The organism is Bradyrhizobium sp. AS23.2, assembly GCF_001908185.1.
Taxonomy (GTDB): domain Bacteria; phylum Pseudomonadota; class Alphaproteobacteria; order Rhizobiales; family Xanthobacteraceae; genus Bradyrhizobium.
This window is the reverse complement of the sequence record NZ_LGHM01000094.1, coordinates 1-22,240: the sequence shown is the minus strand read 5'-3', so window position 1 is coordinate 22,240 and position 22,240 is coordinate 1. Positions and strand designations below refer to the sequence as shown.

At 62.0% G+C, this 22,240-nt stretch carries 21 protein-coding genes, 1 tRNA gene and 1 pseudogene; 11 read left to right on the top strand and 12 right to left on the bottom strand.

Annotated features, from left to right (window positions below):
- The first annotated feature begins 51 nt into the window (after nucleotides 1–51).
- On the top strand, nucleotides 52–2,187 hold the full coding sequence (locus AC630_RS20610; RefSeq protein WP_349538963.1) for a tetratricopeptide repeat protein: 2,136 nt from the start codon (nucleotides 52–54) through the stop codon (nucleotides 2,185–2,187).
- 76 nt (nucleotides 2,188–2,263) lie between these two features.
- Here the strand turns inward: AC630_RS20610 and AC630_RS20605 are convergent, their stop codons facing one another.
- Both AC630_RS20605 and AC630_RS20600 read right to left on the bottom strand, forming a co-directional pair.
- Nucleotides 2,264–3,067 carry an LssY C-terminal domain-containing protein gene (locus AC630_RS20605; protein WP_074120302.1) on the bottom strand — a complete coding sequence of 268 codons (804 nt, stop codon included), beginning with the start codon at nucleotides 3,065–3,067 and terminating at the stop codon, nucleotides 2,264–2,266.
- Between the two features lie 353 nt (nucleotides 3,068–3,420).
- Complete coding sequence (locus AC630_RS20600; RefSeq protein WP_245330466.1) at nucleotides 3,421–4,449, bottom strand: SphA family protein; 1,029 nt, start codon at nucleotides 4,447–4,449, stop codon at nucleotides 3,421–3,423.
- Nucleotides 4,450–4,877: 428 nt separating this feature from the next.
- On the opposite strand from AC630_RS20600, the gene AC630_RS20595 reads away from it, so the two are divergent.
- Nucleotides 4,878–5,156, top strand: a complete 279-nt coding sequence (locus AC630_RS20595) for a hypothetical protein (protein WP_074120301.1) — start codon at nucleotides 4,878–4,880, stop codon at nucleotides 5,154–5,156.
- A 70-nt stretch (nucleotides 5,157–5,226) separates the two neighbouring features.
- Here AC630_RS20595 and AC630_RS20590 read toward each other — a convergent pair whose 3' ends face one another.
- Entirely contained in the window at nucleotides 5,227–6,102 is an 876-nt protein-coding gene (locus AC630_RS20590) for an IclR family transcriptional regulator (protein ID WP_074120300.1), read from the bottom strand.
- 178 nt (nucleotides 6,103–6,280) lie between these two features.
- Here AC630_RS20590 and AC630_RS20585 point away from each other — a divergent pair, with 178 nt between their 5' ends.
- From AC630_RS20585 to AC630_RS20575, 3 genes are all read left to right on the top strand, one after another.
- Nucleotides 6,281–7,915, top strand: a complete 1,635-nt coding sequence (locus AC630_RS20585) for an MFS transporter (protein ID WP_083636328.1) — start codon at nucleotides 6,281–6,283, stop codon at nucleotides 7,913–7,915.
- A gap of 77 nt (nucleotides 7,916–7,992) precedes the next feature.
- Nucleotides 7,993–8,955 carry a carbon-nitrogen hydrolase family protein gene (locus tag AC630_RS20580; RefSeq protein ID WP_074120299.1) on the top strand — a complete coding sequence of 321 codons (963 nt, stop codon included), beginning with the start codon at nucleotides 7,993–7,995 and terminating at the stop codon, nucleotides 8,953–8,955.
- A 5-nt stretch (nucleotides 8,956–8,960) separates the two neighbouring features.
- Nucleotides 8,961–9,566, top strand: a complete 606-nt coding sequence (locus tag AC630_RS20575) for a flavin reductase family protein (RefSeq protein ID WP_074120298.1) — start codon at nucleotides 8,961–8,963, stop codon at nucleotides 9,564–9,566.
- A 115-nt stretch (nucleotides 9,567–9,681) separates the two neighbouring features.
- On the opposite strand, the gene AC630_RS20570 is transcribed toward AC630_RS20575, so the two are convergent.
- The 3 genes from AC630_RS20570 to AC630_RS20560 form a co-directional block, all read right to left on the bottom strand.
- A complete protein-coding gene (locus AC630_RS20570) occupies nucleotides 9,682–10,215 on the bottom strand; it encodes a 2'-5' RNA ligase family protein (RefSeq protein WP_074120297.1) in 534 nt (177 codons plus the stop codon).
- A gap of 61 nt (nucleotides 10,216–10,276) precedes the next feature.
- A tRNA-Glu gene (locus AC630_RS20565) sits at nucleotides 10,277–10,351 on the bottom strand.
- 56 nt (nucleotides 10,352–10,407) lie between these two features.
- Nucleotides 10,408–10,752 carry a hypothetical protein gene (locus AC630_RS20560; RefSeq protein ID WP_074120296.1) on the bottom strand — a complete coding sequence of 115 codons (345 nt, stop codon included), beginning with the start codon at nucleotides 10,750–10,752 and terminating at the stop codon, nucleotides 10,408–10,410.
- Here AC630_RS20560 and AC630_RS20555 point away from each other — a divergent pair.
- From AC630_RS20555 to AC630_RS20545, 3 genes are all read left to right on the top strand, one after another.
- Nucleotides 10,751–11,758: an RluA family pseudouridine synthase gene (locus AC630_RS20555; protein WP_074120295.1), complete on the top strand. Its 1,008-nt coding sequence runs from the start codon at nucleotides 10,751–10,753 to the stop codon at nucleotides 11,756–11,758. The two genes, AC630_RS20560 and AC630_RS20555, sit on opposite strands and share 2 nt — an antisense overlap.
- 218 nt (nucleotides 11,759–11,976) lie before the next feature.
- A complete protein-coding gene (rpoH, locus tag AC630_RS20550; RefSeq protein ID WP_074120294.1) occupies nucleotides 11,977–12,876 on the top strand; it encodes an RNA polymerase sigma factor RpoH in 900 nt (299 codons plus the stop codon).
- Nucleotides 12,877–13,272: 396 nt separating this feature from the next.
- Nucleotides 13,273–13,614, top strand: coding sequence for a hypothetical protein (locus tag AC630_RS20545; protein ID WP_074120293.1), 342 nt, complete (start codon nucleotides 13,273–13,275; stop codon nucleotides 13,612–13,614).
- A 116-nt stretch (nucleotides 13,615–13,730) separates the two neighbouring features.
- On the opposite strand, the gene AC630_RS20540 is transcribed toward AC630_RS20545, so the two are convergent.
- The 4 genes from AC630_RS20540 to AC630_RS20525 all read right to left on the bottom strand — a co-directional run bounded on the left by AC630_RS20540 (nucleotide 13,731) and on the right by AC630_RS20525 (nucleotide 17,244).
- Nucleotides 13,731–14,357 (bottom strand): peptidoglycan recognition protein family protein, encoded by a 627-nt coding sequence (locus AC630_RS20540; RefSeq protein WP_074120292.1) that lies wholly within the window; start codon nucleotides 14,355–14,357, stop codon nucleotides 13,731–13,733.
- A gap of 34 nt (nucleotides 14,358–14,391) precedes the next feature.
- Complete coding sequence (locus tag AC630_RS20535) at nucleotides 14,392–15,603, bottom strand: GGDEF domain-containing protein (RefSeq protein ID WP_074120291.1); 1,212 nt, start codon at nucleotides 15,601–15,603, stop codon at nucleotides 14,392–14,394.
- A gap of 599 nt (nucleotides 15,604–16,202) precedes the next feature.
- Nucleotides 16,203–16,814, bottom strand: a complete 612-nt coding sequence (locus tag AC630_RS20530) for a LysE family translocator (protein ID WP_074120290.1) — start codon at nucleotides 16,812–16,814, stop codon at nucleotides 16,203–16,205.
- 55 nt (nucleotides 16,815–16,869) lie between these two features.
- Entirely contained in the window at nucleotides 16,870–17,244 is a 375-nt protein-coding gene (locus AC630_RS20525; protein WP_074120289.1) for a response regulator, read from the bottom strand.
- A 128-nt stretch (nucleotides 17,245–17,372) separates the two neighbouring features.
- Here AC630_RS20525 and AC630_RS20520 point away from each other — a divergent pair, with 128 nt between their 5' ends.
- Nucleotides 17,373–18,221, top strand: coding sequence for an SDR family NAD(P)-dependent oxidoreductase (locus AC630_RS20520; protein WP_074120288.1), 849 nt, complete (start codon nucleotides 17,373–17,375; stop codon nucleotides 18,219–18,221).
- A gap of 214 nt (nucleotides 18,222–18,435) precedes the next feature.
- Here the strand turns inward: AC630_RS20520 and AC630_RS20515 are convergent, their stop codons facing one another.
- Entirely contained in the window at nucleotides 18,436–19,242 is an 807-nt protein-coding gene (locus tag AC630_RS20515; RefSeq protein ID WP_074120287.1) for a lytic murein transglycosylase, read from the bottom strand.
- Between the two features lie 368 nt (nucleotides 19,243–19,610).
- On the opposite strand from AC630_RS20515, the gene AC630_RS20510 reads away from it, so the two are divergent.
- Both AC630_RS20510 and AC630_RS20505 read left to right on the top strand, forming a co-directional pair.
- A complete protein-coding gene (locus AC630_RS20510; RefSeq protein WP_074120286.1) occupies nucleotides 19,611–19,955 on the top strand; it encodes a hypothetical protein in 345 nt (114 codons plus the stop codon).
- Between the two features lie 552 nt (nucleotides 19,956–20,507).
- Complete coding sequence (locus AC630_RS20505; protein WP_074120314.1) at nucleotides 20,508–20,744, top strand: hypothetical protein; 237 nt, start codon at nucleotides 20,508–20,510, stop codon at nucleotides 20,742–20,744.
- Between the two features lie 112 nt (nucleotides 20,745–20,856).
- On the opposite strand, the pseudogene rpoD reads toward AC630_RS20505, so the two are convergent.
- A pseudogene (rpoD, locus tag AC630_RS20500) lies at nucleotides 20,857–22,240 on the bottom strand (RNA polymerase sigma factor RpoD); the annotation flags it as partial.

Genomic DNA, 22,240 nt, shown 5'->3' with positions numbered 1-22,240 from the left:
TGCCATCACGCCCAAGCGGCAGGGTGGCAGACATCTCAGCACAAGCATGCGATGCAGCATGCCAGTACGGCGTACGTACTCGGTGATTTCGAGAATGCCAGCTTTGACTACCACGACGTCCGCTCGAGATTTTTCACGAGGGACGGCAAGTTCTTCGTCGAAACCGACGGCCCCGACGGCAGGCTTGCGATCTTCGAGGTGAAGTATACGTTTGGCATCGACCCCCTCCAGCAATATCTGATCGAATTCCCCGATGGTCGTATCCAGGCGCTTTCAATCGCCTGGGACAGCCGGCCGAAGGATCAGGGCGGGCAGAGATGGTTTCATCTTTATCCCGACGAGCAGATCAAGCACGATGATGTGCTGCATTGGACCAAGCTCAACCAGAATTGGAATTTCATGTGCGCCGAGTGCCATTCGACCGGCGTGCAAAAGAACTATGACGCGGCCAACGATCGATTCCGCACCACATGGACCGAAATCAGTGTCGGCTGCGAGGCGTGTCATGGCAGGGGATCCCAACACGTCGACTGGGCACGCAGTCAGGAGAGCTGGTTCGCAAGAGACAAGGACCCACGCAAGGGCCTCGCGGTACTTTTGAACGAACGGGACGGTGTCACCTGGCAGCACGATCCCAAGACCGGCAATCCGCAACGCAGCATCACTCCAGCAACGACGCGAAGAGAAGTCGAGACTTGCGGTCTCTGCCATGCGCGGCGCGGCCAGTTTTCCGAGGAATGGGTGCCGGGAGAGCCCTTGTCGGACACTCACACCGTCTCCCTCCTCGCTCGCGGGCTCTACCACGCCGACGGGCAAATGCGCGACGAGGTTTATAATTACGGCTCGTTCAAGCAAAGCAGGATGTTCGCGGCCGGCGTTACCTGCAGCGACTGTCACGAGCCACACACTGCCAAGCTACGAGCGCCAGGCGGCGGCGTATGCCTGCAATGTCACGCCTCCGAAAAATATGACGTTGCTTCACACACGCATCACGACGGCGCCACGCCCAAAGTCACCTGCGCAGCATGTCACATGCCGGTAAGCACCTACATGATCATCGACAAGCGGCACGATCACAGCCTTCGTATCCCGAGACCGGATCTGTCAGTCAAGCTGGGCACGCCGAACGCCTGCAACGATTGTCACACCGACAAATCGGCACAATGGGCGGCCGACGCTGTCGCGCACTGGCATGGCCCGGCCCGCAAGGGGTTTCAGGATTACGCCGAGGCATTCCAGGCGTCCTGGACCAACCGCCCTGACGCAGCGGCGCTGCTGGAATTGGTCGCGGCCAGCCCAACCGCGCCGGCGATCGCACGAGCGAGCGCTCTCAGCGAAATGCAATCACGCGTTTCGCCGGGCAATATCGAACTCGCCCGCAAAGGGTTGATCGATCCAGATCCGCTCGTGCGGATTGGAGCTCTCGACATGATCGACGGCCTCCCAGGTAACAGAAACTGGTCGCTGGTCTCGCCCCTTCTTTCCGATTCGAGCCGAGGTGTTCGTATCCGAGCAGTGTCCGTCCTGGCCGCCGTCCCGACCGCTAACCAACCTTCGTCCGACCGCACCGCTTTCGATCGGGCAGCGGCCGAGTTCGTCGCTGCACAGAAATTCAATTCGGATCGACCCGAAGCCCGGACATCGCTTGGCACTTTTTACGTCCGCCGCGGCCTCACAAGCGCTGCCGAGGAGGAATACAAGGCGGCGTTGCGGCTCAGCTCGCAATATGCGCCGGGGGCGATCAATCTTTCTGACTTGTACCGCCAACTTGGCAGGAACGAAGATGGAGAACGCGTTCTAAGAACCACGATCCAAATCTCGCGTCCCGACGCCGGGCTACACCACGCGCTCGGACTCACCCTGATCCGCGAGAAACGGCCGGATGATGCGCTCGCGGAATTTCGCACGGCAACCGAGCTCGAACCTGGCCGGTCGCACTATGCCTATGTCTACGGTGTGGCGTTGCATTCCTCGGGTCGCATGGACGAGTCGATGACAGCCCTAAAGGAGAACTTGTCTCGTCATCCTGGCGATCGCGAAACCCTGCTTGCCCTCGTGGCATACAGCCGCGACGCCGGAGATATCGGAACCGCCCTCGAATATGCCGAGCAGCTCTCCCGTATTGCGCCGAACGACCGGGAGATAACGCGCCTCACTGGCGATCTTCGTGCGCGATCGAAGCGATAGTTCCCGAACAGGCGAACTCGCCATCTCGACGGCTATGACCACAGCTCGTGAATCTGGATGGCGTCCGCAGCAGCGGCTACTGACCGATTGCGTTGCTGACGCCGTGCCAGATTTCGTCCTTGATCGCGATGACCGGCGGTGGAGGCACGATCAGCGGCGGCTGCGTTCGCCTCTCGCCATCGACCACCAGCGTGGCAACGTCGATCTCTCCGTCCGTGTAGTACGGATCACCCTCCCCATTTCGACCCAATAGCGTGGGCCCCGTTCCCGAAACCTGGAAGAAGTTCTGAACCATGCCGGCTTCGCGCAAATCCTGCATCAGGAGGTCGCGCTCGGCATCGATATTGGGTGCAATATGATGAGTGACCTGCCCGGTGTCGTGGCTCAGACCGACCCCACGGTCGAACGTTACCGATCCAAGCCAGACCGGACGGCCATCCGTCCCCTTGTTCAGGACTTGCCAGAATCGGACGTGGTGGCGCCGGTCCGCACTTCTGCCGTCGGGCTTCTCGAAGGCGAGCTCTTCCTTCTTTCCCTCGAAGTAGAGCGGACTCACGGGTGCATCGCGGTATGGCCGGTCGAGCACCACGCTGCCAACGATCTCGATACTCGATCGCAATGTAATCGGATCGGCTGGAAACCAGCCTGCTGCATGCATGGCGCGAAGCACATCTTCCCTGCTGCCGACCAGTCCGACATTCAGCGCATCGCCGGGAATGCCGCTCGCCGTCCGTGTCACCATCGGCAAGGAAGCCAGACCCGGCTCGCGTTCGTGATGGCTCCACAAGGCCGGCAGTATCACATAGGCAAGCAAGAGATAGGCGATCGCCACTCCCACGAGAACAATTCCCCATCGTCGCTTACCGGCAATCTGCTTCATCGCTGTATCCTGTCTGGTTCACCTCGCTTCACTCGGAGCTTGAATCCGGGGCCAGCGTGCGTGCGAGCTACGGCGCCTTCATGGATTGCGACGCGGCCAGCAGATTCTGCGGATGCACGCGGATAGCACCCCCCGCGAGGACTATCGAGATCCGCGATGAGAAAAAACGAGATTGATACGACCAAGGGCAGAATGAAGACGATCAGGCCGCTCCGGCTCCACGATTTTGGCGCCTGTCAACTCAGTCGCGCCTAGTGGCGGCAGGCAGATACTCCCAGAACAGCCCCCTCCCTCCGAGCAAAGCGTCGTCTTTTGATCTTAAGAGCGCTGACGTGGTTGTGCTTTGCCGCCTTCTATTTCGTGAACATCGGCCTTGACGACGTGGGCGGTGTTGCTGCCGCAGGCGAAAGATTGAACGTCAGCCAGAGGTTCCAGCCTGCCGGCCGATTTTCGTTGGCGAATTCGCCGTAAGCTTTCACATTGAAATAGCCCTGCAGCTTGTCTCCGAGCGGGACAATGTAGCCGAACTGCGGGCCGACGCCGACCACCCGCGACCGGAAGCAGCCGACGCGATCGCCGGAGCCGCTGTCGCAGCCCAATTGCTGATAGACGTAACCCACGAGGCCGACCTGAATCTGCTTGGTCAGAAATTGCGACGCGCCCCAGTCCAGGTGCATGTCGACGCCGCTCTGAACTTGGGTGGCAGGATTGATGAAGTTGTAGGTGAATCCGAGCACCGCCGAGGCTTCATGCCCGGTCTTTGGGTCGAAATAGGTGTAGCCGCCGCCGGCATCGATCGCCCAGTGCCCGAGCCCTAGATTTGCAAGACGGTTCGACTGATAGGCCCCGACAGGAATGTCCCCGGTGACGTAGGTCATGTAGTTGTTAACGCCGGCGTTCCATTTCATCTGGAACATTGGCAGCAAATCACCGAATGCCATGAGCGAGCTATCGATGGTGTCGACGCGCGAGAAGGGTATCGCACCGCCCGGTGTCGCCAATGTTCCAGTGAGCGACCCCGCGAGCGACGTGGAGTTGGAGCCGTAGACTCCCATCAGACTGGCTGAGGCCTGACCGCCCAAAACCGGCGTTTCGAAGGTGTAGGTACCGGCCAGCAATCCAAGATCCACGGTTGCTTTGACGTTCGCGTTCACGGTGGCTGTGAGATTCGCCGGAATGTTCCTAATCTGGAATTCTCTCGCGCGCGCCACATCAGCGCCGGCGGAGACCTGGTCATGATAATACATCGAAGTCATGGACCATCCCGGGGCCTGCGCGGGCACAGCGGCGAGGCTGCCAAAGAATCCGGGTATCCAAAAGCTGACGCCGCTTTCATCGGCGCGCGCAATTTCAGCTGGGAGCAGGAGCAGGCCGGCAATCACTCCAACACAGAGCTGCCGCGAACAACCTGGCCTCGACCCTGACCTCGCGTATCGCATTTGCCGTCCCCTGACGCACCCAAGGTCCTCTGCGATTGCCCGACGATCTGGCATGCGCAGACCTTCAATCAGCTGTGTTCTACCTAAGCTGGCACCGCCATCGTTCGTCTATGCGAAATCGGCAAAATCGCGAGCCGCCAAGCAATTGATCGGCGAGTTGTCTCTCAAATGCCACACCCTGCAACCGACCAAGCCGCCTGCCGAATCTGCATAGCCGCGGCGGGAAAATGTCCTGAGAGTCCGCCTCAGGACAAAATGAGAGGGATTGGCAGCAGACGGCTTTGCATCCAATCCGAGCCACGCGCGCGGCGAGGATTTCGACATCCAGCTGTTGCCCAACGAGTGTGATATTCGTCTTAGCGGAGTGTTAGATGACGTCGCTTCGGCTCACCATTCCACTTTTCACGGTTTTGCTGTTGGCAGGCGGACCTTTGGGGTTTGTCGCAAACGTTGCCGGCCAGACTCCCAAAGACACGATCGCAGCCCAAATCCGTACACAAGGGTTTGCGTGCGACAAGGCACAGCGAGCTGTACGTGACGCGAAGCTGTCCAAGCCGGATCACGATGTCTGGGTTCTGACGTGCACTAATGCGACCTACCGGGTCAGCCGCTATCCCGACATGGCGGCGAAGGTCGAGCGGCTCCCATAGCCGCGTTCGGCGGCGCGTAGTCGGTATGGGCGTCGAAACGGACGACATGCGACGCCTCGTCGAATGTCAATCAGTCCCTGGGTTGCCAACCTGCGGTGGCGGAGAGAGCGCGGGCGTGCGCGATAAGTGACGTCGCGGTAGGGCCCTTTAGATCGTCGTGGAGTATGCCGATGGGCCCCATCATCGTGATGGCGGCGATCATGAAGCCAGCCTGATCGAAAATTGGCGCCGATAAGGACGTGAAGTTGGGCAGAAGGGCGTCGCGACAGCGGCTGATGCCGTCCCGGCGTATTGTCTCCACCATTTCCTCGACCTCGGACTTGGTCGTTGGCGCGTCGTCGACCCTTACGTGACGCGAGAGCTCCTCCTTGAGCTCCTGGTCAAGCATCTGTTCAGTAATTGATCGCGGCAGGTGCGCGAGAAAGTTTCGTCCGAGGGCCGATCGCAACAGGCTCAACACGCTGCCGACACGCAGTTCAATAATGGGTCGGCTTGCGCCACCTTCAACACGATAGATGATTGTCGGTCCGCGGTTGCCCCAAACACCTAGAAACACCGTGTGGCCAATCGTCGTGGCAAGGTCGGTCATTGCAGGGCGAGCTGCGGTGAAGACATCGAACTGCTCGATAGCGGCCATGCCGAGCTTTAGCGCGTAGGGACCGAGAGCGTAGCACCCGGTATCTGTCTCCTGTCGAACGATACCGACGGCCTGAAAACTCACCAGGTAGTAGTGAACGTTCGCAGCCGACATCCCCGTGCTGGCGGCGATCATCTTGAGCGGGACCGGTCGTGGCTCGGTCCTCAGATAATCAAGGATCTTGAAGCCGATCTCGATCGACTGGATGCCGCGCCGTCCTGTGCGCTCGGCCCTTACAGCCTTGGGTTTCGATCCTCGCGCCGCAGCACTCGATGGATCGGGCGGGTGGGTTCCGCGCGATTTCTTCACTGAAAGTCCTTTTGAATCACGATGTTAGGCGATTTTCCGGCTTGGCGCATTATTGGGCGCGTCGCGCCAGATATTCAAGCTTGCCTTATTTGACCACATCATATGTATCTGACTAAATAAAATCATCGATCCGTTGCCGGGCTTCTTTGGAACGCGGGCGCAAGAGAGGGGAATAATTATGGATGCATTAGCGACGGCCTCCGCCGCCGGCCAAAGGCTCACACGCGGCGAGGAGCGACAGGTCGTTCTCGCCTCGACCCTGGGCACCGTGTTCGAATGGTACGACTTCTTTATCTATGGCTCGCTGGCCGTCTTCATGAGTTCGGTGCTGTTTCCGCCGGATAACCCGACCGCAGCCGTACTCGCCTCGCTCGGCGCTCTTGCCGCCGGCTTCGTGATCCGCCCGATCGGTGCAGTGGTCTTTGGTCGTATCGGCGACCTGGTCGGCCGGAAATATACATTTCTCATCACCATCGTGATGATGGGAAGCAGCACCGCGTTGATTGGCTTCCTGCCGACATATGCGAGCGTAGGCAACGCGGCATGGATTTCCCTGGTCGTACTGCGTTTGATTCAGGGGCTTGCAGTCGGCGGAGAATATGGTGGTGCCGTCGTCTACGTCGCGGAACATTCGCGACCCGATCGGCGGGGCTTGCTGACCGGTTGGATCCAAATCACTTCATCGGTTGGCTTGGCGCTCTCGATTGCAGTCATCATCGGCACGCAGAGCCTGATGAGCGACGCTGACTTCAAGGCCTGGGGATGGCGTGTCCCGTTCATCATCTCGATCGTCATGCTGGCGTTCTCGATCTATGTCCGGGCCAAGCTGCACGAGTCGCCGGTCTTCGCCCGTCTTAAAGCCGAGCGGCGCCTGTCCAAGAGCCCGATCAAAGACACCTTCGGTCGCTGGTCGAGCCTACGTCTCGTGCTGATCGCACTCTTCGGCGCGACGGCCGGCATGGGGTCGACCTACTTCACCGGCCAGTTCTACGTAATGGTCTTCATGCAGCAGGTGGCAAAGATCGACCTGCAAACCTCCTATATTCTCATGGCTGTCGGTCTCGTGATCGGCGCTCCATCCTTCATCTTCTTCGGCTGGCTATCAGATCGGATCGGCCGTAAATGGCTGATGATGGCTGGTCTTGCGCTGTCGGCCCTGTGCTATCGACCGATGTTCGCGTTACTCCTGGAAGCTGGAAATCCACAGCTCGTAGCGGCAACCCGAAGCGCTCCGGTTACCGTACATGCGGACGCCAATAGCGATGCGTGCAAGTTCGGCCTCGCCGCCGCTCTACTCAGCACCCATGGCGATCACAGCAAACCGTGCGTCCAGGCCAAGAAGCTGCTGATCGGAAGCGGCATCAACTTCACCTACGCCGCTCCGATGGATGGCCAGGCTGTTGCAATGACGGTGAAGGGTGCAACGATCCCGGGCTTCGATCCTGCGGCCTACCGCAAGGCCCTGTCTGAGGCTGGCTACCCGTCCAAGGCGGACCCGGCGAAAGTGTCATCTGGATTCATCATCTTCCTGCTGATCGTGATGACGATCATCGTCGCGATGATATACGGCCCCGTTGCATCGTTCCTCGTGGAAGTCTTCCCGGCGAACATTCGTTACACGGCGCTGTCGTTTCCGTACCACATCGGTGCAGGCATTTTTGGTGGCTTTCTACCCTTCTTCGCCACCTACCTATCGCTTGCAGTCGGCGACGTATTCGCCGGACTTTGGTACCCGGTCGTCATCTGCGGTGTCGTCGCGGTGATCGGATCCATCGCGCTGCCAAACAAGCCGAAGCTCGAGACCGACCGCTAGGCCTGCCTATCCCCCGATCTCCCGCGGGCCGCCGTTACGGCGGCCCGCTCGTCCCATTTCAGAACGAGAGTTGCGCCATGACCTCCCAGAGTTCCGGCACGTACAAGGCTGCAGTGATTCAAGCGGGTTCAAATCCAAACGATTCGCTGGCATCGGCAAAAAAGGCCGCTGGCTTGATCGAGCAAGCGGCAAATGCAGGTGCCCGACTCGTCGTCTTCCCCGAAGCGTTCCTCGGTGGCTATCCCAAGGGCAATTCATTTGGCGCCCCGGTCGGCGTGCGCAAGCCTGAAGGGCGCGATGCCTTTCGCCACTATTGGGAGCAGGCAATCGACCTCGGCGGGCCGGAAGTCGAGCTGATTGCTTCAGCGGCAGCATCCACTGCAGTCTTCACGGTTATCGGCTGCATCGAGAGAGACGGGGGAACGCTCTACTGTACGGTTCTATTCTTCGATGGAGCAAACGGCCTGGTGGGAAAGCATCGCAAGCTGATGCCGACTGCAGGCGAACGGTTGATCTGGGGCTTTGGCGACGGCTCTACATTGCCCGTATTCAAAACCTCGCTGGGCACCATCGGCGCGGTGATCTGCTGGGAAAACTATATGCCGATGTTGCGCATGCATATGTACAGCCAAGGCATCAACATCTATTGCGCTCCGACCGCGGACGATCGCGATACGTGGCTTCCGACCATGCAACATATTGCGCTGGAAGGGCGCTGCTTTGTCCTGTCGGCCTGTCAGCACCTCAAGCGGGGTGCCTTCCCACCGGACTACGAGTGCTCCCTTGGTGATGATCCCGAGACCGTCATCATGCGCGGGGGCAGCCTCATCGTCGATCCGCTCGGCAAAGTGCTGGCAGGTCCGCATTTTGAAGGAGAGGACATTCTGTACGCCGACATCGCTCTCGGCGATGTAGCCCGTGCAAAGTACGACTTCGACGCGACAGGTCATTACGCACGGCCGGACGTGTTCCAACTCACGGTTGACGACCGACCGAAGATTGCAGTGTCTACCGTCCGTGCTCTTCCCGCTGAGGCTTAGTTCGCATGTTCTTCGATATGCAGCAGCTCGCGGCGGACATCCGCTACAAGGTACTCACAGCGACGGTCACCCCGCGCCCCATCGCATGGGTGACGACGTGCTCGTCTGATGGAATCGCAAATGCGGCACCATTCAGCTTCTTCAATGTCTTGGGGCATGAGCCGCCAACAGTCGCCCTCGGACTACTACGTCATCCAGGAAAGGGGTCGAAAGATACGGCACAGAACATTCTTGAGACCGGAGAATTTGTCATCCATCTGGTACCGCACGAGATGGCGGCATCGATGAACGAGACTTGCGTGGATGCCCCGCGAGGTGTCGATGAACTCGTCCTCGCAGGGCTGAAAACGCTCCCCTCGCGCAACGTCGCGCCCCCACGAATAGTCGGGTGTCCGGTAGCCTTTGAATGTCGTTCGATTTTGAACCAGGAGACCGGTCCGCGGCAATTCGCCGTCATCGGGGAAGTACTGTGCGGACACGTGGACGACGCATTCGTCATCGATGCCGACAAGGGCTACATCGATACACTCGGTCTTGACCTCATCGCCCGCATGCATGGCTCTGGATGGTATTCTCGCCCCGGTGGCCTCTTCCAACTGGTGCGACCTTAGCCAATTGTCTGAGCCGTTCGGGCACGAATGTGCGCAGAGAAGCGGTTCTCAGAAGCGGTACCGGTAAGTTGGGTTGAGGTCTCGCGAAACCCATCGACCTCGAATGGACGACCGACTACAGCGGCAATTTCTGCTCGGTGATGATCCGCACGGGCGGAAAAGCGACGCAATCCACCACGTCGAACAAGACTTCAATCTTGCGGTCGAACGCCCCTGCAAAGGCAATGGCATCATCGCGCCGTTCGTCAGCGATCCGGGAGCCGAGCGTGCAATGCGGCGTCCACGCGCCGGGCCGGTAATGAGCGCGACAATGCGCCGGATCGATTGCGGCGCTGATGGCGCCGTGGATGCGGGTTAGAGACTTGGTGATCGCCGGCTCTGCCCAGAGGACAAGAGGAGAACCTTCGAACCAGCGAATGCGCCGGAATTCGATACGCAGTTGCGCCTCGCCGCTGACGGCCGCCAGCATCGCGTCCCACGCGGTCTTCTCGTCAATCGCGGGCGAATCGTAGATCGCAAATGTAAAATGCGGCCGGTAGCCGAGCGCTCGCATTGACGGTTCGACTTCGAAAACGCCGACCTGTTCCCACAGCTGTTCGATCTCGCCTGCTGAACTGTTGTCGGCCCGGATGTTGATCGCCAATGCCACAGGCTCACCCGGCAGGTGGAACAATCAAATCGAGATCAGGGGAAGGCTGGCTTCAAGACAATGGCGCTCCCTAGGGGAATCGAACCCCTGTTTCAGCCTTGAGAGGGCCGCGTCCTAACCGCTAGACGAAGGGAGCGTGAGGGCTAGCCAATAGCCTCGAAATTTGTTCGCCGCAAGGACCGAACGGAGGTTTTACGGCTCATTGGCAAATTTCAGCTTTCCGGCCGGTTTGAGCGTGTGGGCATCGAAGGTGCGGATCTCGGTGACCCCGCCGATGTCGAGCGTGACCACGAGGCGGTCGCCGGCGACCCCGGTCGAGACGATTCTGGCGCCCTTCGGCAGGGTGGCGGTGACGTCGCCCACCGGCTCGGGCGCCCTTCCCTCCGACTTGAAAAGGCGGTAGCCCACCGCGATCAGCACGGCGCAGATCGCAAGCGCCGTGGTCAACCCCGCGATCAGCATCATCCGCCGCACCCGCGCGAACAGCGCGGCCTGCTCGGGGCTCGGTTCGGGAACAGCGGTATCAGACGTCGTCATGGAAAGCTCAGGCTCTGCGCAAAGGTTGGAGGTTGTCGTCGCCGGCGACGAGGGCTCGGCTCGGCTCGACCGCGTGCTGGCGGCGCGCCTCACCGAGCTGTCGCGATCGAGGCTGAAAGCCCTGATCCTGGCGGGCGCGGTGAGCCTCAAGGGCGCCGCCGTCCGCGACCCCGCTTATCACGTCGCATCCGGCGATACGATCATAATCGACGTGCCGGAGGCGGCGCCCGCCGAGCCCAAGGGGGAGGATATCGCCCTCGATATCGTGTTCGAGGACGACGACATCGTCGTCCTCAACAAGCCGAGGGGGTTGGTGGTGCACCCCGCGGCCGGCCACGAGACCGGCACGCTGGTGAATGCGCTGATCGCCCATTGCGGCACCTCGCTGTCCGGCATCGGCGGGGTGCGCCGGCCCGGCATCGTGCACCGGCTCGACAAGGACACGACGGGCCTGATGGTGGTCGCCAAGAACGACCTCGCGCATGCCTCGCTCACCGCGCAATTCGCCGACCACGGCCGGACGGGTGCGATGCGTCGCGGCTATATGGCATTCGCCTGGGGCCTGCCGGGCCGCCATCGCGGCACGGTCGATGCGCCGATCGACCGCCACCCGTATGCGCGCGAGAAGATGGCGGTGCGCCAGAGCGGCCGCGAGGCGGTGACGCATTGGGAAATTCTGGAGAGTTTTGCCGGGCGCGACGGCAAGCCGGTCGCCGCATTGCTGGCCTGCGAGCTCGAAACCGGGCGCACGCACCAGATCCGCGTCCACCTCGCCCATATCGGCCATCCCCTGATGGGCGATGCGGTCTATGGCCCGCATTTCAAGACCAAGGCGAACCAGCTGGGCCCTGAATCGCAGGGAGCTTTAACGGCTCTCGGACGGCAGGCCTTGCATGCCTATTTGCTGGTATTGGAGCACCCGAGGACCGGAGAACTTCTTCACTGGGAAGCGCCTTTGCCGGAGGATTTGCTTCTCCTGGAAGGCGCCCTGAAAGCGGCGCTATGACGCAGGCCGCTTCAAAAAATCCTTACCTTACAAAAAGTTATGGCTGCCACACGGGGACGTGACGTCAGCAATCCTTCCCTTTTTGCCTCCCCATGGGGTATATTGCGGCTGCGTTGAAATAACCAACGCGGAACATCGCAGCTACGACTGGCTTTAACAAAGTGGTCGTCTGCCTGGCCCGCCGCTATCGGGGGCCTGAACCTTTTGGAGGGCGCACTATGGCCCGTACGGCTGCTTTGCCGGTCCTCAATGGAGAATCCGGCCTTTCCCGTTACCTCGGCGAAATCCGCAAGTTCCCGATGCTGGAACCCCAGCAGGAATACATGCTCGCCAAGCGTTGGCGCGAGCATGATGATCGCGACGCCGCGCACCAGCTCGTCACCAGCCATCTCCGGCTCGTGGCCAAGATCGCCATGGGCTATCGCGGCTACGGCTTGCCGATCTCCGAGGTCGTCTCGGAAGGCAATGTCGGCCTGATGCAGGCGGTGAAGCGCTTCGAGCCTGAAAAGGGCTTCCGTCTCGCCACCTACGCGATGTGGTGGATCAAGGCGTCGATTCAAGAGTACATCCTGCGTTCCTGGTCGCTCGTGAAGATGGGCACCACCGCGAACCAGAAGAAGCTGTTCTTCAACCTGCGCAAGGCGAAGAGCAAGATCAACGCGCTGGACGAGGGCGATCTCCGCCCCGACCAGGTGAAGATCATTGCCAAGCGCCTCGGCGTCACCGATCAGGACGTCATCGACATGAACCGCCGCCTCGGTGGCGACGCGTCGCTGAACGCACCGATCCGCGACGACGGCGAAGCCGGCGAATGGCAGGACTGGTTGGTCGACAATACGCCCAACCAGGAAGCCATGCTGGCGGAGCACGAGGAGTATGATCACCGCCGTGACGCCCTCACCGGCGCCATGAGCGTGCTCAACCCGCGCGAACGCCGCATCTTCGAGGCCCGTCGCCTCGCCGATGAGCCGATGACGCTGGAAGACCTTGCCGCCGAGTTCGGTGTGTCGCGCGAGCGCGTCCGCCAGATCGAGGTCCGCGCCTTCGAGAAGGTGCAGTCCGCGGTCAAGGGCACGATCGCAAGGCAGGAACAGGCCGCGCTGGAAGCCGCGCACTAAGCGCGGCTTCTAGCGGTTAAGAGATTGGCGGATCGAAAGAGACGGAAAGCCGGCGGCAACGCCGGCTTTTTTTGTTTTGTGGTGAGGGTCTTCACCTCGCCCCGCTTGCGGGGAGAGGTCGGATCGCATCGCAAGATGCGATCCGGGTGAGGGGGGAGTCTCCACGAGTCTCTCTGTCACCGCCCTCGCGGAGACTCCCCCTCACCCCAACCCTCTCCCCGCAAGCGGGGCGAGGGAGAAGCGCAGATCGCGTGCGGGCCGCGCGTACAGCCGAGTGAGACGGCGATCACCCCCCTCCCCTTGCCTAGGGTAGAACCGAGCCAGCCTTGAACCGCGGTGGCCGGTCTACCGACCCAAAAATACCGAGCGACAGCATCAAGCGGATGGACGGGCGCCGTGTCGATCATCCTGCAATCCACCGTCGGAGGCTTCTCCGCCCAGTTCATGCGCAAGCTGCCGCTGGTCGAGCAGGCGATGCGCGACCACGGGCTCGAGCCATCGCAATTCGTGATCTCCAAGGACAACGCCTCGACCGCGACGGTGCCGTTCGTCGGGCCGTTCTTCTATGACTACAGCGTGTTCTTCGGCGACGATCAGTTCACCGTCACCGAGCCGAACGACATGGTATTCCTGGATTACTTCTTCAAACGCGTGCTCGCGGCAGACGAGCCGCCGGAATTGCCGCGGCGATCGGGATTGATGCAGCGGCTTTTCGGGTGGATGTCGCAGCCGGTGTGACGCCTCTCGTCATTCCGGGGCGCGCCCCTTGGCGCGAGCCCGGAATCCATCAGGCGGCAGCGTTGGTGGATGAATGGATTCCGGGTTCGCGCTACGCGCGCCCCGGAATGACGACTTCACTCCCCCCACGTCCTCGCCAGCGTCGCGAGCCAGCAGCCTTCGCAGTAGCGCGCGTCCTTGTAGTCGATCCAGTTGTGCGCATAGACGTGGTCGAGCGGGATGTCGTAGCGCGCGCGCAGCACCTGAACGAGGATTTTCCATGCCGCAACCTGCGCCGCGGTCGGACCTGCCGTGACATCGGGATAGTTGCCGGCGAACTCGACGCCGATCGAATTGTCGCGCACGACCTGGCGATAGGTCGATCTGTTGTCGATGTACTTGTTGTCGTTGCGATTGGCGCCATCGCCATGGATCGGCACCAAATTCTCCGCAACCGCCCAGTAGACCGTGCCGTCGGTCTCGACCCAGACCGTGACGCCGCGCCGCGTCGGGTTCTTCGACTGCTGCTGCGCGCCGCCGCGCGCCGAGCCGGCCGGTCCCTCGGTCTGGTGCACGATGATGTTGCGCCAGGAATGAGCGCTCTGGACGTCGCCCCACGGCGCCAGCCAGACGATCTTCAGACCGGGAATGTCGGGCGTGCCGGAGGCGCGCGCGATCCTGGCAAGCTCGGCGTCCGTTGCGGCGGCTGGGGCGATCAAGGCAGCAGCGGCGAGAATGGCCGCGAAAAGGCGAGATATCATCATGCCGGTCCAATACGGACTCGAAGCTAGCACAGCCTTACGCGAATTTGCGCGCGGCCTCGACAGGCGGTTCGGGCGAAAGCGGCGGGGCCGGATCGTAGACCGCAAAGTCGTTCTTGCCGTTCTTCTTGGCAGCATAGAGCGCGTGGTCGGCATGGGCGATCAGGCGGTCCGGGAATTGGCCGATGCTGCGGTCCCACTCCGCAACGCCGATCGAGATCGCGATCGGGATGTCGTTACCGGTGCAGGCGGCGGCATCCTGGCGACACACCTCGATCACGCGGCGGGCGATCGATGCCCCCTCGCGCAAGGAGGAGGCCGGCAACACGATGCAGAACTCGTCGCCGCCGGTGCGGGCGAGCAGGTCGCCCGGCCGCAGCCGCGTCTGCGCCATCAGCGTGAAATGCTGGAGGCAAGCGTCGCCCGCGGCATGTCCATGGGTGTCGTTGATGATCTTGAAGCCGTCGAGATCGATCACCAGAAGCGAGAACGGCTCCCCGCTGCGCTCCGAACGGGCGCATTCCTCGGTGAGACGCTGCAACAGATGCCGCCGGTTGGCGACGCCGGTGAGATCGTCGAGCAGCGCGAGGTCGGCGACCTCGTTGCGCAGCCGCTCGATCGCCATCAGCAGGCAGCCGAAATTCCAGGCCATCGCCAGGAAGACCAGGGCGAGGATCAGAGCGGCCTGCAATCCGTTGAAGTTGATCGCAGTGATGCCGCCACCGAGCCCGACCATCGCCGAGCCGGAGCGAACCACGTGAACGCCCAGGACCAGAAAGGCAACGATGGCGGCAAGACGGGCGCCGGGATTCTCGCGTCCGTCCTGCCTGCCGAGGAGAAGCGGCAACACCATCAGGATCGGGGTCGACTGGCCGATCGAATAGATCAGCACACGCGCCGGCATGTCGTCGACCACAGCCAGGAATAAGGTGAGGCCGGCACTGCTCAGCAGCGAAATCGCAATCGCCGTGAGCCAGGAAACCGGCTTGTGGTAGAAGCGCGTGACACCCATGCAGGTCAGGCACGACGAGAAGATCATCAACCCGCCGCCGGCAATCAACGGAAAGCGCATATCCATGACGTCGCGCAGCATGGAGATGCCGGACCCGGTCGCCGCCAGCACCGCGGCCGCCGTCCAGTATCGCGCCGCCTCGAATTTCGGATAGGAGCGCGTCACATAGGCCCAGATCAGGCCCAGCGCCAGGAAGTTGATGACGATCACCGTCCAGAGTGTCGGCACGCTCAGCATGGCGACCGCGGGAGATGCACCATCCCGCCCCCTTCGTTTGGCAACCGTCCGTCCATAGCCATCCCCGTGTTCTTGCGGAGAACGATGCGCGCGGCGCGCTTAATGGAGTCTCACCGTGATCCCGCAAACGCGGTCTTTGGTTTTGGATTGATGAATCAGGCGGACGGACCTCGTATCGTTAAGCGAGGCTTGATGCGAGGGACCGCGCCCCCGCCGCAGCGGCGCGCGATGCGGATTCGCGGGCAAAAATCACCCGAAAATGCATCTGAGCTGTGGATAACGCAATGACACGGATATGACAGCGCGGGGCAGTTGCCCGCGAATCTGCTGAGTTTGTCGTCGAGGATGTTGCGAGGCTGGCCCTCCGCCGAGCATCCCTCGTGTCGCGTTCCACCATTAACCCTTGAGAGGATACTATGGCTAAGAAAGCGAAGAAGGCGGCGAAGAAGAAGGCGAAGAAGGCCAAGAAGGCTGCGAAGAAGAAGTAGCGCAGCGTGTTCTTTGCCCGGGTGGGGCCTCGCTCCGCCCGGGCGTCGGGTAAGGTTGAGAGAGATTGAAGATGGCGGGCACGAAGCCCGCCTTTTTATTGGCTGACGAGCCTACCGCTCCGCGAACGCCAGCCTGGCACCGAGCAGCGCAAAGCCGGCGGCGAAGCTGCGGCGCAGCCAGGCCATGACGCCGGGACGGGAGATGACGCGATCGCGCACGGATGCGGCGCAGAGGCCGTAGACGACGAACACCGCGAAGGTCATCGCCATGAAGGCGCCGCTCAACTCCAGCATCCGCGCCAGCACATGCGCCTCGTCCACCGCGATGAACTGCGGCAGGAAGGCGAGGAAGAAGATCGAAAGTTTCGGATTGAGGATATTGATCAAGAAGCCAGTCGCGATGACACGGCTGCTCGATCGCTCCCTGATCTTGCCCTCGACCGCCAGCGCTCCGGTCTCACGCAGCGCCTGCCAGGACATGTAGAGCAGATAGATAACGCCGCACCATTTCAGCGCGGCGAAGGCGAACGCGCTGGTGTGGAGCACGGCCGCGAGCCCCAGCATCGCCGCCGTCATGTGCGGCACGATGCCGAGCGTGCAGCCGAAGGCCGCTGCGATGCTGGCGCGCGAGCCGCGTGTGAGCGCGGCGGCCAGCGTGTAGAGCACGCCGGTGCCGGGCGAGGCGACGACAATGAGCGAGGTAAGCAGGAAGGACAAGGTCATGCGTGGACCTTATCATCGCCTCTCACGGCAAGAAAGCGAGCTTCCCGGATCGCCGTCAGGACAATTGCGCGAGCTCGGCCTCACGCAGCACGTCGAGGGGCGCCCAGGGCTTGGCCCAGAATTTTGCGCCGTCCGGCAGGGGCTGCTTCAAGGGACGGCCGGAGGTGACGACGACGTCGAGCCTGGGATTGCGATCCTTGGCGACGTGCGCGAGCTCGACCCCGTTCATGCGCCCGGCAAGCTGGACGTCGGTCAGCATCAAGCAGAGCGCACCGGCCTCCTTGTCGAGGACGCGTTCGGCGGCCTCGGCGCTTTCACATTGGATGACCTGATAGCCGCTTTCCTCGAGGAGAATGCTGAGCATCTCCCGCTGCATGGCGTCGTCTTCAACGATCAGTGCCGTCGCCGTGAATGGTTTTGATTGTCCCATCGGTGGCTCCCAATGCTGCCGCCTCTGCCCAACTATCTTACGTTAAAGACCTAACTCGGATACGGTTCAGTTCCATTCTGAAAAAATCTAAATCCTTGTTCCCTTTCCGGGACTTGACGGGAGGCATCATGACGGCAATTCGAGGCGCCGCCGCCATCACGGGAGCGGCGAGCGGCATCGGCCGTGCGCTCGCGATCGAGCTCGCCCGGCGCGGCTGCGATCTCGCGCTCGCCGATCGCGACGAAGCCGGGCTGAAAGCGCTCGCCGCCGAAATCGGCAAAGGGATCGACAATGGGCGCAAGGTCAGCGCGCATCGCGTCGACGTCAGCAAACCCGGCGACATCGCGCAATTCGCGAACGAGGCGACCATTGCGCATCCGGCGCTCGGCATCGTCATCAACAATGCCGGTGTGGCGCTGCTTGGGCAATTCGAGGAGATCGACCAGGCGCAGATGGAGTGGCTGTTCGACATCAATTTCTGGGGCGTGGTGCACGGCACGCGCGCCTTCCTGCCGCATCTGAAGACGAGGCCAGAGGCGCATATCGTCAACCTCTCCTCGATCTTCGGCATCATCGCGCCGACGGGACAGTCGGCCTATGCGGCAGCCAAGTTCGCGGTGCGCGGCTTTTCCGAGAGCGTGCGGCACGAGCTCGCGATGGCGGGAAGCCCGGTGCGGCTGTCGGTCGTCCATCCCGGCGGCGTCGCCACCAGCATCGCGCGCAGTTCGCGCACCGGCGCCGGCGTCACCGACAACGCGCGGCGCTCGCAAATGATCGAGCGGTTCGAGGATGCGGCGAAGACCACGCCGAAGGACGCGGCGCTGCGCATCATCAAGGGCATCGAGCGAAACGAGCCCCGCATCCTGATCGGCAACGACGCCCGCTTCATGGATATTTTGCAGCGCTTTCGCCCGGGGACGTATTGGGCGCCATTGCAGCGGAAGCTGGAGAAGATGGCGAAGGGGACGGCGAAGTAGGTGACGAGGGAGTGAGTAAGTGACACGGCGTCTCCGCTGTGCACTCCGCCGTCGCCTCACCTTCCGCCGTCATGCCCCGGCTGGACCGGGGCATCCAGTACGCCGCGGCTTCTCGGTTCAATCACTGCCGTCTCTGGAATACTGGATCGCCCGATCAAGTCGGGCGATGACAGCGAGTATGAGGCGCGAGCGCTCAATCTTTCAGCAGTGCCCCTCACTGCCCTATCAGCCGATCCGCAAAATATCCGATCGTCTTGCGGTAGACTACCGCCCTGTTCCATTCGCGCATGGCCTCGAAATTGGCGGAGCCTTCGCCATAGGGCTGGCCCATCTTGAAGCCGTTGCTGTGGAGCAGGTTTGCGGTCGAGGCAAGCACGTCAGGGACGCTGTGGCGGAGGTCGACATGGCCGTCGCCGTCAAAATCGACACCGTATTTGATGTAGGACGACGGCAGGAACTGGGTCTGGCCGATCTCGCCGGCATAGGCGCCGATGAGGTCGCGTAGCGGCAGGTCGCCGCGCTGCACGATCTTGAGCGCGGCGAGCAGCTCGCCCTGGAAGAGCTCGGTGCGGCGGCAGTCATGCGCGAGCGTGGCAAGCGTGCGGATCACCGGCAGCTTGCCGATGTCGCCCTTGCCGAAATCGCTCTCCAGGCCCCAGATCGCAACCAGGATCTGCCGCGGCACGCCGAACTGCTGCTCGATGCGCGACAGCAGCGCCGCATGACGTTGCAACAGCGCCCGCCCGCCATTGATGCGGCCCGGACCGACGCGGGTCGACACGTACTGCTCAAAGCTCTTGTTGAAGGTGTAGCGCTGCCGCCGGTCGAAGGCGAGCACGGCACCGTCCTGGGTCAGGCCGCCGAAGGCCGCGCTGGTCACGCTCGCCGAGACGCCGGCCGCCTGCGCCTCCGAGGCCATGCCGGCGACGAAGCTGTTGAAGTCGCCGCCGCAGCGCGCGGCTTGCGCCGAGCCGCCGGCCAGACAGACGATGAAGGCGGTGGCCAGGGCGTGTCTCAGCATATCGAAAATTCCTCTTATCCATCTGCGCGTGAAGCAACGTACGATCATGCCCGGGAACAGGATTCGCGTCAAAGCCGGCCAACTCTCGTTAGGCCCGATCGCTCCGGAGTTGGCGGCGCCATGGGCGCGATGGCGAGAGTTTGATGCGCATCAACATCGTCATGCATGCGACATGAGATGAACTATCGCGCACCCCGCCTTCTCGTCATTCCGGGGCGCGCGAAGCGCGAACTATGATGCGCAATTGCGCATCATACCTCGCGACTACGTCGCGCCCCGGAATGACGGATGAGAGAGTCGCCGCTATGATCTCGACGCTTGCGCCGCGCTCTCAGTCGATGCGTTGAGCCAGCATGAGGCAACCAACAATGTCCCACGACAACCGCACATCAAAGCGTCCCTCCCTCCTGCGCCTCCCCCTCTTCCGCCTGCTTGCCATCAACCTCGCGATCGGCGCCTGCGCCGCTGCGCTGCTCGTCGGCGGGCTGCTCTGGCTCAACCCCGGGCATCTGCGCGAGCTGATCTTCGCCGACCGCTCGCCCGGCATCGCGCTTCTCGTGCTGCTCGGCTCCTTCCTCATCACCTTCGGTTCCGCTGCGATGGGCAGCGCAATCATGGCGCAGGGACGCAAGGAGGATGATGGCGGGCGCGGAGGCAGACACGAATCGCAGCTCGTTGCGCAGGAACCGGCGCGGCGCACGCGACCGAATTGATGTGTGCGTCACGAAGATCGAGCGCGTCCCCTTGCACTGAATGAAATTCCCCGCGCCTCCTGATGCAGGTCTGCGCACTTCAGCGCGCAGCGCGCAAACTCTCGCTGCATTGCGAGAGCGAGGAACAAAGTGCTTCGATGATCAAAACATCTGCTTCGGCAACGCGCTAAAACCAGGTCTCCTGATCAACGCATATCTGGCGCGCTCGCTGCGACATCGCCCCGCAACGATTCATCTTGCCATGGCATCGCGCAAGTTATACCGTTCTATTTTAGGTTGTTGCCCCGCCAGCCCCGGGCGACGCTGAAAACCAAAAATAAGCGGCGGGCTTTGCGGCCCGCCGTTTATTGAAGCAAGGGTCGGATTCAAAGGTCGGATCCAAGGGTCGCAATCGAAGCGGCGCATCGGACCTTACGAAGCGATTGACGCTTCCGCCTTGCAGCCTTCCTCGATCGATTGCGCAGCCAGTTCCGCGGCCGCAGGCTCCGCGCCAGCCGCCGGCAGCGCGGAAAGCCATTTGACTATGGCACTGGTATCGACGACAAGCCGGCCATGGCCAAAAAACCCGGAACCAATCCCAAGGGCGAATTCGCCTTCTTCAATGTCGTCTATGAAGACGGCTCCCAACGCTCCAACCGGCGTGTGCCTGCCGAACTCCTTGGCGGGCTCGACGGCGACGAACCCGCGCGCAGCTTCATCATGGAGCAGGACCGCGAGATCGCCGAAAAGTCCGGCCGGCCAGCGCTTGAGATCAAGCTGATCGAGCGGGTCGGCGCGAAGAAGAAATAGACTCCGCTTCGGGCATCGGCTGCGAAGCGACGCAAACAAGAACGGCGGGCTTTCGGCCCGCCGTTCTCGTCTGGATGGGTGGTCCGGATCAAGTCCGGGCACGATGCCTAAATCAATTATCCAAAAAGCTCCGCAGCTTCCGGCTCCGCGACGGATGCTTCAGCTTGCGCAGCGCCTTCGCTTCGATCTGACGGATGCGTTCGCGGGTGACCGAGAACTGCTGGCCGACTTCTTCCAGCGTGTGGTCGGTGTTCATGCCGATGCCGAAGCGCATGCGCAGCACGCGCTCTTCGCGCGGGGTGAGCGAGGCGAGCACGCGCGTCGTGGTCTCGCGCAGGTTCGACTGGATCGCGGCGTCGATCGGCAGGATCGCGTTCTTGTCCTCGATGAAATCGCCGAGGTGTGAATCTTCTTCATCACCGACCGGCGTCTCGAGCGACAACGGCTCCTTGGCGATCTTGAGGACCTTGCGTACCTTTTCCAGCGGCATGCCGAGCTTCTCGGCGAGTTCCTCCGGGGTCGGCTCGCGGCCGATCTCGTTGAGCATCTGGCGCGAGGTGCGCACGATCTTGTTGATCGTCTCGATCATGTGCACGGGGGATGCGGATGGTGCGCGCCTGGTCGGCGATCGAGCGGGTGATCGCCTGCCGGATCCACCACGTGGCGTAGGTCGAGAACTTGTAACCGCGGCGATACTCGAACTTATCAACGGCCTTCATCAGGCCGATGTTGCCTTCCTGGATCAGGTCGAGGAACTGCAGGCCGCGGTTGGTGTACTTCTTGGCGATCGAGATCACGAGACGGAGGTTGGCTTCCACCATCTCCTTCTTGGCCTGACGGGCTTCGCGCTCGCCCTTCTGCACGGAGTGCACGATCTTGCGGAACTCGACGATCTCAAGGCCGGTCAGGGCCGCGAGCTGATGCACCTCGTGGCGGAGGTCCTTGATGCGGTCCTTCTCGTGATGGACGAAGTTCTTCCAGCCCTTGGCCGAAAGCTTCGAGACACGGTTGAGCCAGCGCGGATCGAGCTCCGAGCCGGTGTAATTGCGCAGGAAGTCCTCGCGCGCGACGCCATGGCTGTCGGCGAGGCGCATCAGGCGGCCCTCATGCGAGACGAGGCGCTTGTTGATGTCGTAGAGCTGCTCGACCAGCGAGTCGATACGCGCCTGGTTGAGGCGCAGCGACTTCACCTCGACGATGATCTCGTCCTTGAGCTTGCGATACTTGCGCTCCTGGTGCGGCGAGAGCGACGGCCCATGCGAGGTGCTCTCGAGCTGGTTCTGGATGTCCTGCTCCTGAAGCTTGCGCAGCTTCTTGTAGCTCTCGGCGATCTTGTCGAAGATCTCGACGACCTTGGGCTTGAGCTCGGCCTCGATCGCCGCGAGCGACATCTGGTTCTCGAACTCATCGTCCTCGTCCATGTCGGCTTCGGCGGCGGCCTCGCCCGGATCCTTCTCGCCTTCGCCGGTATTGCCGGCGGCGGGCGCGGCGCGGAA